Annotated in this window: 12 protein-coding genes; 6 read left to right on the forward strand and 6 right to left on the reverse strand. The window is 45.6% G+C overall.

What is annotated here, in order from left to right; all coding sequences use genetic code 11:
- The first annotated feature begins 56 nt into the window (after nt 1–56).
- A complete protein-coding gene (locus tag OCV19_RS03840; RefSeq protein WP_065675243.1) occupies nt 57–899 on the forward strand; it encodes an endonuclease/exonuclease/phosphatase family protein in 843 nt (280 codons plus the stop codon).
- A 99-nt stretch (nt 900–998) separates the two neighbouring features.
- Here OCV19_RS03840 and OCV19_RS03845 read toward each other — a convergent pair whose 3' ends face one another.
- The 3 genes from OCV19_RS03845 to gloB form a co-directional block, all read right to left on the reverse strand.
- Nucleotides 999–1,685: a YIP1 family protein gene (locus OCV19_RS03845; RefSeq protein WP_065675244.1), complete on the reverse strand. Its 687-nt coding sequence runs from the start codon at nt 1,683–1,685 to the stop codon at nt 999–1,001.
- Nucleotides 1,682–3,256 carry a LysM peptidoglycan-binding domain-containing protein gene (locus tag OCV19_RS03850; protein WP_065675245.1) on the reverse strand — a complete coding sequence of 525 codons (1,575 nt, stop codon included), beginning with the start codon at nt 3,254–3,256 and terminating at the stop codon, nt 1,682–1,684. The genes OCV19_RS03845 and OCV19_RS03850 overlap by 4 nt, the downstream gene beginning before the upstream one ends.
- Before the next feature lie 70 nt (nt 3,257–3,326).
- Nucleotides 3,327–4,085 carry a hydroxyacylglutathione hydrolase gene (gene gloB, locus OCV19_RS03855; protein ID WP_065675246.1) on the reverse strand — a complete coding sequence of 253 codons (759 nt, stop codon included), beginning with the start codon at nt 4,083–4,085 and terminating at the stop codon, nt 3,327–3,329.
- Between the two features lie 53 nt (nt 4,086–4,138).
- Here gloB and OCV19_RS03860 point away from each other — a divergent pair, with 53 nt between their 5' ends.
- Complete coding sequence (locus OCV19_RS03860; protein ID WP_065675247.1) at nt 4,139–4,921, forward strand: class I SAM-dependent methyltransferase; 783 nt, start codon at nt 4,139–4,141, stop codon at nt 4,919–4,921.
- 119 nt (nt 4,922–5,040) lie between these two features.
- Here OCV19_RS03860 and rnhA read toward each other — a convergent pair whose 3' ends face one another.
- Nucleotides 5,041–5,505 carry a ribonuclease HI gene (rnhA, locus tag OCV19_RS03865; RefSeq protein ID WP_048661234.1) on the reverse strand — a complete coding sequence of 155 codons (465 nt, stop codon included), beginning with the start codon at nt 5,503–5,505 and terminating at the stop codon, nt 5,041–5,043.
- Nucleotides 5,506–5,561: 56 nt separating this feature from the next.
- Here rnhA and dnaQ point away from each other — a divergent pair, with 56 nt between their 5' ends.
- Nucleotides 5,562–6,329: a DNA polymerase III subunit epsilon gene (gene dnaQ, locus OCV19_RS03870; protein ID WP_017060722.1), complete on the forward strand. Its 768-nt coding sequence runs from the start codon at nt 5,562–5,564 to the stop codon at nt 6,327–6,329.
- Between the two features lie 9 nt (nt 6,330–6,338).
- Nucleotides 6,339–7,586: a TIGR03503 family protein gene (locus tag OCV19_RS03875; protein ID WP_065675248.1), complete on the forward strand. Its 1,248-nt coding sequence runs from the start codon at nt 6,339–6,341 to the stop codon at nt 7,584–7,586.
- Nucleotides 7,587–7,714: 128 nt separating this feature from the next.
- Here the strand turns inward: OCV19_RS03875 and fadE are convergent, their stop codons facing one another.
- A complete protein-coding gene (fadE, locus tag OCV19_RS03880; protein ID WP_065675249.1) occupies nt 7,715–10,180 on the reverse strand; it encodes an acyl-CoA dehydrogenase FadE in 2,466 nt (821 codons plus the stop codon).
- Between the two features lie 327 nt (nt 10,181–10,507).
- On the opposite strand from fadE, the gene lpcA reads away from it, so the two are divergent.
- Nucleotides 10,508–11,083 carry a D-sedoheptulose 7-phosphate isomerase gene (gene lpcA / locus OCV19_RS03885; protein WP_065675250.1) on the forward strand — a complete coding sequence of 192 codons (576 nt, stop codon included), beginning with the start codon at nt 10,508–10,510 and terminating at the stop codon, nt 11,081–11,083.
- 67 nt (nt 11,084–11,150) lie between these two features.
- Complete coding sequence (locus OCV19_RS03890) at nt 11,151–11,996, forward strand: class II glutamine amidotransferase (protein ID WP_050633987.1); 846 nt, start codon at nt 11,151–11,153, stop codon at nt 11,994–11,996.
- A gap of 106 nt (nt 11,997–12,102) precedes the next feature.
- On the opposite strand, the gene purN is transcribed toward OCV19_RS03890, so the two are convergent.
- Entirely contained in the window at nt 12,103–12,777 is a 675-nt protein-coding gene (gene purN, locus OCV19_RS03895) for a phosphoribosylglycinamide formyltransferase (protein ID WP_050644959.1), read from the reverse strand.
- Nucleotides 12,778–12,783: the final 6 nt, after the last annotated feature.

A 12,783-nucleotide genomic window follows, 5' to 3' on the forward strand; every position in this document is an offset into this window, starting at 1 on the left:
CTATTACCCTAAAAGGAGCGTTTATCGCTCCTTTTTCATTTCTGGTAGGGTGCTGTATGTTTAAGAAAACCATCATTCTTATCACGCTATTGATAACGCTTGCTGTCGTTAGTTTTCATTTTATCTTCGTGATCCCGAATAAACCCAACCTGATCACTTCCTCTCAAAGTACCAGTAACGACATCTACAGTTGCTACCAAAACTCTGCACCGAAAGCGATTGATGTGTCTGATGGCTTAGACATTACGGTGTGGAATATCTATAAGCAAAACCGAAATAATTGGCAGAGTGAGTTAAATAAGCTGTCAGCAGGTAGCGATTTAGTCTTGCTACAAGAAGCGAGTATGACAGAAGGGCTTCGCCAATGGGTAACGAGCGGCCAGTGGGGAAGCACACGTGTGAATGCGTTTGAGGCGTTTGAGCAAAGTGCAGGGGTACTCAACCTAGCAACTCATTTGCCGATTGAAGCTTGTGCTTATACTCATGAAGAACCTTGGCTTCAATTGCCTAAATCCGCGCTTTGGTCGCGTTACCAACTAAGCAATGGCGAAGAGCTGGCTGTGATTAATATTCACGCTGTGAACTTTACCTTTGGTACGGAAGATTATGAGGCTCAGCTCAAGAGCTTAACTGATAATCTGCAAAAGTATCGTGGACCTGTTATTTTTGCTGGGGATTTTAATAGCTGGAGTGAAGCTCGCTTTGCTGTATTGAAAGATGCGTTGGAGAAGGTTGGTTTGACGGAAGTTACCTTTGAGCCAGATAACAGAACTCAGTTCATTACAGGACTGGTGCTCGACCACGTATTCTATCGAGGGCTAGAGGTAGAAAAAGCAAAAGCGCCCATTACGGACGCTTCTGATCACAACCCTATGCGAGTGACCTTTAAGGCTAAATAGTCATTAGTCATTGGAGCTTAACCATTCGCACGGTGGTTACCTTGGGAAATCTAACGGAACAATAGGCTAGAGAGTTTTCGCTAGCCTTATCTCTTCAACTTAAAAGATTAAAATGTAGAGCGCCCAGATTAGGTAGTAGCCAACCCATGGTAAGCCTGAAATCACAAGCGCTTGCCCGCGTTCAAACTCAGTCCACGTTAATACCGCAGCATAACCTAGCACGATGTACCACGGCAGAAGCAGTGGTAATGAGCTAGCAAACTGTGACCAATCATTAGTTAGCGGTAACTTGATCAAGCCATTTAAGCTGTTCAAGTCGGCAGCGTAGTTCATCACATGTCCATGCTTGAGTATCAGGCTTGCGTAGCTTGCTACATCACCTAAAACAGCTGGGAATATAACAACCGATGCCGCTGCAAACCATCGCCAAAAGCTGTGTTGGTGTTGGCTTGGCTTGGTTGCTAGGTTAAACCAGAATGCCAATAGAACGATGGTCAACGTTCGGCCAAATACGTCGCTGATGATCTCACTTGCGAGTAAGGTATTGCTGTCAAGTAACGCCAATTGGTCAGGGTTCGTTTGAGCCAGTTGCTGCGATAGCTCTGCACTTAACCAGGCAAAATCTACATTCGAAAAATAAGCACCCCAAAATAAAAATGGGCTGAGCATTAATACGATGTAGGGTTGCCATCCCCAAGCACTTCGTTGATAAAGCGCTAAGAAACAAGCTGTTGGCGAACGGAATATATCCAACAGCATGACGAGTGGGTTACTTGACGGGTTCATACACTTACCTTAGTTACATCAACATACAGCTTCAGTTTTTGTCCTGGCTGTAGGTATTTCTTGTTCTGCAAAGTGTTCCATTTTACAACATCTGCACTTTTTACTTTGAACTTTGATGCAATACCGCTGACTGTGTCACCTGATCTCACGTTATAAAAGATCGTACGGATGATGGCGCCGTCTGAACCGTTCTTCCAAATGACCAGTTCTTGACCAACTCTAAGCGTGTCGCGTGGTCCCATGCCATTCCATTTAGCCAGTGACTGGTGAGAGACCTTATTTGCGCGTGCAATCGTCCATAGGCTGTCACCACTTCTTACAGTATGGCTGAGCTTATATTGACCACGACTCTTCGACTGTGTGCTTGCTAGGCGATTTGAGGCGCTTAGGGCGTATGTCTTGTCGTCTTTGGTGGATGTTGGGATAAGTAAGTGCTGGCCGATACGAATATTGTTGTTGCTCAAACCGTTTGCAGAGCGGATCACTTTGCTGGTGGTGTTATATTTGCTTGCCAGTACGCTAATGCTGTCACCAGATTGAACCTTGTAACGCACCAACTTCATGCCTTTGCCTTTATTGGCGGCCACTTCTTTGTTGAACTTCTCAACAGAGCTTAGAGGAAGTAATAATTGCTGATGTTTTTCTGGTGCCGTCGCCCACTGGTTATAAGCGGGGTTGTAGCCTTGAAGCTCTTTGACAGGAATGCCTGCGTAGTTCGCAGCAATTGCTAAATCAAGCTGTTCTTCAGGGTTAACCAGAGTCAGCACTGGCTTGTTCGGGATCGCAGGGATATCGATGCCATACTTTTCTTGATTGGCAATGACATCAGCTAGAGCAAGCAGTTTAGGTACATAGCTGCTGGTTTCTTTTGGTAAGTCCAGAGAGAAGAAGTCGATTGGTTTACCCAACTTCTTGTTCTTACGGATTGCGCTGTTTACTCGACCACCGCCACTGTTATAGGCAGCAATCGCATGGTTCCAGTCGCCATCGAAACGTCGGTTAAGGTCTGATAAGAAATCCAATGCGGCGTCGGTAGAAGCGGCAACATCACGGCGGCCGTCATACCAAAAGTTCTGTTCAAGCCCGTAGTCTTTGCCAGTGCCTGAAATGAATTGCCATAGACCTGCAGCGCTGCCATGAGAGTAGGCAAACGCATCGAAAGAGCTTTCTACAACGGGTAGTAGTGCCAATTCTAGTGGTAAGCCTTTTTCTTCAATCTTAGTCGTGATCAGATACAAGAAAGGTTCAGCACGCTTTGATACGGTTTTTAGATGACTCGGGTGCTTGAGATACCAAGTTCGGTAGTAGTCGACCTTCTTTTGGTCTGGCACTTCCATTTCAAGTTGCATCGCAATGCGTTTCCAAACATCTTCTTGTGTTTGTGGAGTAACGACAGGTGCTTCAACTTTTTGATCTTCTTTGGCTGTTGCTTCTGATGAAACGTTCGCTTGAGAAACTTCTTTAGTAGGAGATGTGTTGGTTTGCTCGGAAGCTTGGTCTGGATTCTCTGACTGAGTTAATTGGCAACCAGAAAGTAGTAATACCAAAGCCCAGCTGTACTTAACTCGCATGTTACAGCCTTTTTAATTAACGGCCGATGATAATACTTGCCACCCCCTATGAGTGACAAGCCTGTATTTGTTAAAATTCGTTCTTCCACGCACGTAAAGCGGTGAATACCGATAAAGGATCGGTCTGCTCGGTGCGATTAGACACTGATTTCACTACACTTGGCTCGGTATAGCGCAGGAAGGGGTTCACAAACTTCTCTTGTCTCAAATTTGTGGGGATGGTCGACTTATTTTGAGCGCGAAGTCGGTTCACTTGGTCGCGATATTGCTGCAAATGTTGGTTATCAGGCTCTACGGCTAATGCGAAAGCGATATTGGCTGCAGTGTACTCATGTGCACAATAAACTTCGGTTTCTTGAGGCAGCGCCGTGATCTTATTCAGTGCATCGAACATCTGTTGTGGTGTGCCTTCCATGATTCGGCCACAGCCCGCAGAGAACAACACATCACCACAAAACAGTTTGGCATCACCCACATAACCAATATGACCCGCAGTATGGCCACTGAGCCCTAGGACGAGGAATACTTCGCCAAACAGTTCTAATTGATCACCATCATCGACCGGATGAGTTAAGGTAGGGATAGGTTCATTCCTTGGACCGACAACATCGACGCCGGGAAATTGTCTAACGAGTTCTGGAACACCACCAATGTGATCATGGTGGTGGTGAGTAATCAAGATTGCATCTAAAGTTAGCTCATGGTGTGCTAAGTACTTTAATACTGGAGCCGCATCACCAGGGTCGACGACAGCACAACGGCGATCGCTATTTTGAATCAGCCAGATGTAATTGTCGTTAAATGCAGGTATGCTTTTGATATGTAACATTATTGGTTCTCCAGTCACTTTTGGTGCGACAGAATAAGTGAGACAGATTATTGATGAAGCCAGCACGTAGCAGAAAGAAGTTTGAACGTCCTTACACTTGGGCGCAATTGCACAATGGGGACTGGTTGAGAGAATCTATTCAAACTCGACTCGATGAGTGGTGCCCAAAGCTATTTGGTTACCATATGCTCAAGCTCGGTGGCCTCAGTAGTGAGATTTCTAGCTGCACATGCAACATTCAACATCAAGTAAACCTAGATATCCAGAACCCATTACATAATGTGATAGCGGATGGCTATAATTTACCCTTTTTGGAGAAAAGCTTTGATGTTGTAGTACTGAGTCATCAGCTAGATTATAGCAATGACCCGCATCGATTATTGAGAGAAGTCGATCGAGTGATGATGGACGATGGCTATATCATTATCACTGGCTTCAACCCAATCAGTGTCACTGGGCTTGCCAGTTTGATGCCTTGGCGAAAGAACAGCTTACCCTGGAGTGGCCGCATGTACACGCCAAGTCGAATTAAAGACTGGTTTGGTGTACTTAACTATGAAGTAATTCATTGTGACACCTACGCGCTGTTTCCGATGAGTAAGTATCAAGCGATGTGGACGTGGTTGGAGAACAGTTTAGGTGGTTGTGCATCCTTCGCCGGAAGCCAATACTTTATTGTTGCTCGTAAGCGTACTTACCCGCTAAAACCCATCAAGCCACATTGGCACCTCAAGCGACGTTTCTCGCCTGTTGGGGCAAGTTTTAGAACCAATACGCGTCGTACAATGGATTCAGCCAAAGCGTCATATCCGCTAAAAACAGAAAAAGCCGACTAGTTATCGGCTTTTCATCTACTAGTTCGGTTAAGAAATTATCAATTAATTTAAGGCGTTATCAATCAGTTTCAGGAACAATAAATCATTTTCTGAAATGTACGTCTAATTCTAGAAGACGATTAACTTGGCTGATAGCCCGTATCTTCTTTAGTCGGATTTTCCGCTGCGTTTCTTGCTAAATCATCACACATTTCGTTTTCTCTGTGTCCTGCGTGTCCTTTTACCCAGCGCCAATCAACGCTATGGCGAGCGGTTTCTTTATCAAGCCTTTGCCACAGATCGGCATTTTTAACCGGTTTCTTGTCGGCTGTTTTCCAGTCACGCTTTTTCCAGTTGTGAATCCACTGTGTGATGCCTTGACGCACGTATTGGCTATCTGTGGTCAGAATCACAGAACAAGGCTCTTTGAGGGCTTGGAGAGCAACGACAGCGGCGAGCATTTCCATGCGGTTATTGGTTGTTAGCGTGAAGCCTTCTGCTAGCGTCTTCTCGACTTTCTTGTAGCGAAGTACGATGCCATAGCCACCGGGACCAGGGTTGCCTAAACAAGAACCATCAGTGAAAATTTCAACTTGTTTCGTCATGATTTGATACTATTACCTCAAGCACATTATCGTCATAGTCTGACACAGTTATCCTTATGAATACCAGTAGCACTCCAGAACAAAGCACGAACGAAAAAAACAGTTCGAACGAAAATAAGCGCATTGTTGTACTCGATACCGAAACCACCGGTATGAATACAGAAGGTGGCCCTCACTATATGGGTCACCGCATCGTTGAAATTGGTGCAGTCGAGATCATCAACCGTAGGCTGACCGGGCGTCATTTCCACGTCTACATCAAGCCCGATCGTGCGATTCAAGAAGAGGCGATTGGCGTTCACGGTATTACCGATGAATTCTTGATTGATAAGCCTGAATACCAAGACATACATAAAGAGTTTCTCGACTTTATCAAAGGTGCGGAGCTGGTGGCTCATAACGCGCCCTTCGATACAGGCTTTATGGACTATGAGTTTGAGAAGCTCAACCCAGCGATAGGTAAAACGGATGACTACTGTAAAGTTACCGATACCTTGGCAATGGCGAAGAAGATATTCCCGGGTAAAAGAAACAACCTAGATATCTTATGTGACCGTTACGGTATCGATAACTCGCACCGTACTCTCCACGGCGCATTGCTCGATGCGGAGATCCTAGCCGACGTCTACTTATTGATGACGGGTGGTCAAACTTCGCTGCAATTTAACGCTGGTCAACAGGAAGGCGAAGCCGAAAGCATACGAAGAGTAGAAAGTGGTCGAAAATCCCTAAAGGTTTTACGAGCTACGGCCGATGAAGTAGAAGCGCATCAAAGTCGTTTAGATCTCGTCGAGAAAAGCGGAAGCTGCCTCTGGCGTCAGTAGGGAGAAAGTATGTTAAGGGTATTGGCTACCGGTTGCTTATTGCTGTTAAGCTTTGGCTTACATGCAGCAACCGAATCCGTAATGAGTTTATTGGACAACCGTTTTCGAGTTGATCCCAGTATTGAACAAGTCACCTTTGTGATTTATCGAGCCGATAATTCTAAACCTGTCGTTTTGGTTCGCCCTGATGGCAAGAAATACTACTCTTGGCGCAATGCTGATAATGTCCGTTGGTACGAAGAATCGTCTATGGACATTATTTCTATCGACAATCCGATGCCTGGCCCTTGGCAAGCGGTCGGTAAAGTTTCCCCTAAGAACAACATCAAGCTGCTGTCTCATCTAGTTTTGGATGCTAATGAGTTCCCAGATAAGTTGTATCAAACAGAACGCATCAAATTTACCGCTCGACTGACTTCTGATGGCAAGCCGCTGGTGCTGCGCGATTTTCTCGATCGCGTGAAGCTTAAGGTCATCTTTACTAAGTTTGTTGAAAACGAAGAGTCTTTGGTGAGAGAAGCGCGCCCGGTGCCGGTTGTGATGGGCGAGTTTGCCGACGATGGCGCTGATCTTGATGAAAAGGCTGGAGATGGTGTGTTCACGGTCTCTTTGCCTATTGATATCGAGCCCGGTAAATACCGAGTGCGTATTACCTCTGGTAATGGTGTGTTCTTGCGAGCGCAAGAGCAAGAAGTCTTGGTTTATCCAACACCGATCACTAGCACCTTCATTCAGTCACGAAAAGAGGGCTTACCTCATACTATTGTGGTGTCTGGTGAGCAGGGGATGATCGCACCGAGCTCGTTAGCGGTTCATGTTGAGCACAAGGCTCCTGATGAATATGTGATGTACAAGCAGGGGCAAGCTGAAGTCGACGCAATGAAAGTCGCTCTTGAGGTGCCTTACAATGGCGATTTAGGGATCTATAATTGGTCTGGGATGGTTTACGCCACTGATGCTTCAAGTCAGCGCCCGCTGATCTTTCCAATTACCGAGCAGTCATACAGCGTTGTTGAAGATATCGACTTAGCAGAGTCACGACGCCTTCAAGAAGAAGCTCTTGCTGAACAGAAGCGTATTGCAACAGAGTTGATGATCCTTCAAAAACGTGAAGATGACAGACAGCGCAGTATGATCATTATTGCGGTGGGTAATGTGGTCGCGATTCTATTGGGCTTATTGATTTGGTTTGTGGTTCGTAAGGTTAAAGCGAAGAAAAAAGCGTTACCTGAGATGCAGCTCAAGGCGCCCAAGTAACTCGCTTAGATGATTAGATTGTTTAGAGAGAATCAGCCGCTAGATAAAGCATTGGAATTTGCGGCAACGAAATCATGAACAAAAAAACGGGACTCATTGGAGTCCCGTTTTTGTTTCTTTTTCTGGCCTTAAGCGACGTTATCAATCGATTGGTCTGGGTACTGCGACTTTGCTGCAAGCTCCTCAGGTGAGAAGTCATCTACGTTAATCGTGTACAATCTGTGTTCCTCAGCGCTAATCAGAAGGTTTGCTTCTTCTTGCGTTAAGATACCTTTCTCAAGTCCCAACTGAGCAACAAGGTCAAGTCGTAGGAAGGCACGTTTTTGATGTGTCTCTTTGCAGACTTTGTCGAACAGAGGTTCAGCTTGAAGAATCACTTCTAGCGCTTTTTCAATCTTACCTACTGGGTTGTATTCCGTCGCTTCTAGGTATTGGCCGCGACCTATACGAGAGCGCGTTTCGCTTGGTGTTTGTAGAATGTGCGCCACTTTGCTATCGAGCTTGTCGTTTGGAGCTCGACGGATACGACCAAATGGCATTAGCACAACACGAAGCAGACGACCAATCACAGGGTTAGGGAAGTTCGCTAAGAACTCATCAATCGCCACTTCAGTCTGACGTAAGCTATCTTGCATCCCCCAATGTACTAACGGTAGATCTTCAGCGTGGCTGCCTTCACTTTCAAAGCGCTTCAACGTTGCTGAACCGAGGTAAAGTTGACTCAGGATATCCCCCAGTCTTGCTGATAAACGTTCTCTACGCTTCAGTGATCCGCCCAGAACTGCCATTGAAATATCAGACAGTAGCGCTAGGTTTGCACTGTAGCGGTTTAGCTGTTGGTAGTAACGCTGTGTCTGTTTATCCGTTTTATTTGAAGGTGTTGGCGCATCAGAACCACGACCGTCGGTTAAACCAAACCACAAACTGCGGACTAGGTTACTCATCGTAAAGCTAACGTGTCCTGCTAACGCTGAATCAAACTTATCAAGCGCATCGCTGCTTTCAGAATAAGCGGCTTCCATTTCGTTAAGTACGTAAGGGTGACAGCGAATCGCACCTTGACCATAGATGATCATTGAACGAGTCAGGATGTTTGCGCCTTCAACCGTAATCGCGATAGGTGAGCCTTGGTAGCCACGAGCTAGGAAGTTCGATGGGCCTAAACAAATGCCTTTACCGCCGACGATATCCATCGCATCAATGATGCTGCGTTGGCCACGGTGAGTACAGTGGTACTTAACGATTGCAGAGATAACCGAAGGCTTTTCGCCAAGGTCGATGCCCGCGACGGTTAGGTTACTTGCTGCGTCCATTACATAAGCGTTACCCGCTAGGCGTGCAAGTGGCTCTTCAACCCCTTCCATGCGGCCAATCGGTTGTTTGAACTGACGGCGGATACGAGCGTAAGCACCTGTTGCGAGCGCAGCAGACTTAATGCCACCGGTTGAGTTTGAAGGCAGTGTGATACCACGACCAACCGACAGACACTCAACCAGCATACGCCAGCCTTGACCAGCCATTTTCTGGCCACCAATGATGAAATCGATAGGCACGAAGATATCGTCGCCTTGGGTTGGACCATTCTGGAAAGGTACGTTTAGTGGGAAGTGGCGGTTGCCAATCTCTACGCCTTTTAAATCCGTTGGGATAAGCGCACAGGTGATACCAAGATCTTTTTGGTCACCAAGCAGACCATCCGGGTCACGCAATTTAAAAGCCAAGCCTAAAACGGTCGCGACAGGCGCGAGAGTGATGTAACGCTTGTTCCAAGTTAGGCGCATGCCCAATACTTCTTCGCCTTGCCAGTCGCCTTTACAAACCACACCGTAATCTGGGATTGAACCTGCATCTGAACCGGCTTCTGGGCTAGTCAGAGCAAAACAAGGGATCTCTTTACCTTCCGCTAGGCGAGGCAGGTAGTGGTTTCTTTGTTCTTCTGTACCGTAGTGCTGTAATAGCTCACCAGGGCCTAATGAGTTAGGTACGCCAACCGTCGATGACAATACGCTCGAAACGCCCGTTAGCTTCTGTAGAACCAAAGATTGAGCGTAAGCTGAGAACTCTAAGCCGCCGTATTTTTTCTTGATTATCATGGCGAAGAATTTATGGTCTTTCAGGTATTGCCATACTTCTGGTGGTAAATCAGCAAGCTCATGAGTGACTTGGTAATCATTGACCATTTCACACACGGTATTTACTGGACCATCTAAAAACGCTTGCTCAGCTTCAGAGAGTTTCGGGTCAGCAATGTTCTGAAGCTTCTTCCATTCAGGTTTGCCTTTGAACAGCTCTGCTTCCCACCATACTGTGCCAGCTTCTAGTGCTTCTTTTTCTGTCTGAGACATCGCCGGTAGAACTTTCTTAAATAAAGAGAGTGCTTTTTGGCTGATCAGTGTCTGACGAATGGTCGGTACAGCAAAGATCGCAACGGCTAATAGATAGCAAAGCCAGCCAGTAACAGCCACGCCGCCAAACAGTGTTAATGCTACCATTGCGCCGGTTAATACAACTAATGCACGTACCAGACTAACTCTATGGTAAAGACAGACGCCTAAGATGGCGGTCATGCCGAGTAGGGAGAGCAATATGTTCATGATCGATTTCCTTTTCAGAGATCACTTATTGTTATTAAGTTTAGGTAAGAGGTCTAACCAGTTAAGTGTAAACAAAATATTAAATATTTGTAAAACTCTAAAGTGAATAAAAAGTGATCTCAATAGAGTTAAAGTTCTAATTGTGAGAGGTTGGTGGCGAATATTTGGACGGATTTACAACGACAAGTTAATTAAGGTGGCAATCTTTGGGCTTAAGTGTCGACACTATTTCATGTTTGTGGGTAAACTCAGCTATAAAGAGGGGAAAACCCTCAGTTCTCATTTCACGCACTTTAAGCTGCGTCAAAAAAATAAGAGATAAGCCTTATGTACCAAGACCTAATCAAAAGTGAATTGAACGAAGCTGCTGACGTTCTGAATAAGTTCCTAAGTGATGACCATAACATCGCTCAAATTGAAGCGGCGGCAAAACTGATTGCTGACTCATTCAAGCAAGACGGTAAGGTGCTTTCTTGTGGTAACGGTGGTTCACACTGTGACGCAATGCACTTTGCGGAAGAGCTTACTGGCCGATACCGTGAAAACCGTCCAGGTTACGCTGGCATTGCGATTTCAGATCCAAGCCACCTGTCTTGCGTGAGTAATGATTTTGGCTACGACCACGTATTTTCTCGTTATGTAGAAGCGGTAGGTCGTAAAGGTGATGTGTTGTTCAGTCTGTCGACTTCAGGTAACTCTGCCAATATTCTAAAAGCGATTGAAGCTGCTCAAGCTAAAGGCATGAAGACGATTGCATTGACGGGTAAAGATGGCGGTAAGATGGCGGGTTGTGCTGATATCGAAATCCGAGTGCCACACTTTGGTTATGCAGATCGCATCCAAGAGATTCACATTAAGATCATTCATATTGTGATTCAGCTTGTTGAAAAAGAGATGGAATAATAGTTTTACAGACATTTGGAGCCCAGGTTTGTGGCTCCATTGGTTTTAATAGGGAGTAGATTAAACCATGTGTGAATTGCTCGGTATGAGCGCGAATGTGCCAACTGATATTTGTTTTAGCTTTACTGGTCTTATGCAGCGTGGAGGCAATACTGGCCCGCACCGCGATGGCTGGGGTATTACCTTCTATGAAGGAAAGGGTTTTCGTACATTTAAAGATCCTAACCCTAGCTGTGAATCTAAGATCGCTGAGTTGGTTCAAAACTACCCAATTAAAAGCCAAGCCGTTGTCAGTCATATCCGTCAAGCGAACCGTGGTGGTGTTAATCTAGAGAATACACACCCTTTTACTCGTGAGCTTTGGGGGCGATATTGGACCTTTGCTCACAATGGTCAATTAACGGATTACGACGATCTGATTAGTGGTCGTTTCAGACCGGTTGGCGAGACAGACAGTGAGCTCTCTTTCTGTTGGCTACTCAAACAACTTGAAGAGCGTTTCCCTGAGCCACCTCAAGATATGGAAGGTATGTTTCGCTTTGTGGCTGAGTGTTGTGACAAGCTGCGTGAGAAAGGCGTTTTCAACATGTTACTCAGTGATGGTGAGTATGTGATGACGTACTGCACCAACCATTTGTACTGGATAACAAGGCGCGCACCTTTTGGTAAAGCGAGCCTGATTGATGAAGATGTTGAGATAAACTTCCAGGAAGAGACCACGCCTAATGATGTGGTTACAGTGGTGGCAACTCAGCCTCTAACAGACAATGAAGAGTGGTTTAGAATGAAGCCGGGCGAATATGCGCTGTTTCATTTTGGTGAGCTGATTGGAAACAATCATAAAGCGTTGGAAGATGTCGCTTATGCGCCGAAGAAGGTAGCAAGCCAAGCGCCAACTGAACCATTGAGCTGAGCTAAGTATCCCGAATAGCATTATTTGAACCCTATAAAAAAGGCCGCTTACTGAACTAATGAATCAGTGAGCGGCCTTTTTTGGATTTGATTTAGTATCTGAAGAATTACTCTTCTGCGTAACCGTGTTTACCTAATGCCTTACCGTCTAAGACAGCTTGCCCATTTAGCATTGATAAACGATCTTCGGCGAACCATTTACAGACCATAGGGTAAATGCAGTGTTCTTGAGTAAGCACTCGGCTTGCCAACATATCAGCATCATCATCTTCAAATACCGGAACCTTAGCTTGTAAGATCACAGGGCCACCATCAAGCTCTTCGGTCACAAAGTGGACACTAGTTCCGTGCTCTTTGTCTTGTGCATCAATGGCACGCTGGTGGGTGTGTAGGCCTGGGTATTTAGGCAACAGGGAAGGGTGGATGTTGACCATTTTACCCGCATAGTGACGAACAAACTCTGAACTCAGGATACGCATGTATCCCGCAAGTACGATTAAATCGGGTTGGTATGCATCAATCTGAATCATCAATTCATGATCGAACTCTTCACGTGAACCAAAGTCTTTTGGATTCACTGAATGTGCGTCAACACCTGCGGTTTTCGCTCGTTCTAATCCAAAAGCCTCTGCTTTGTTTGAGAAGACAGCCTTAACTGAAGCATCAATCATATTGTTATCACAGGCATCCAAAATTGCCTGTAAGTTACTTCCGCTTCCTGAAACTAACACAACGATGTTTTTATTAGAGTGACTGGTTTTATTTGAGTGATTGTTTTTCATAGAGTG

The sequence above is a fragment of the Vibrio celticus genome (assembly GCF_024347335.1).
GTDB classification, from domain to species: Bacteria; Pseudomonadota; Gammaproteobacteria; order Enterobacterales; family Vibrionaceae; genus Vibrio; species Vibrio celticus.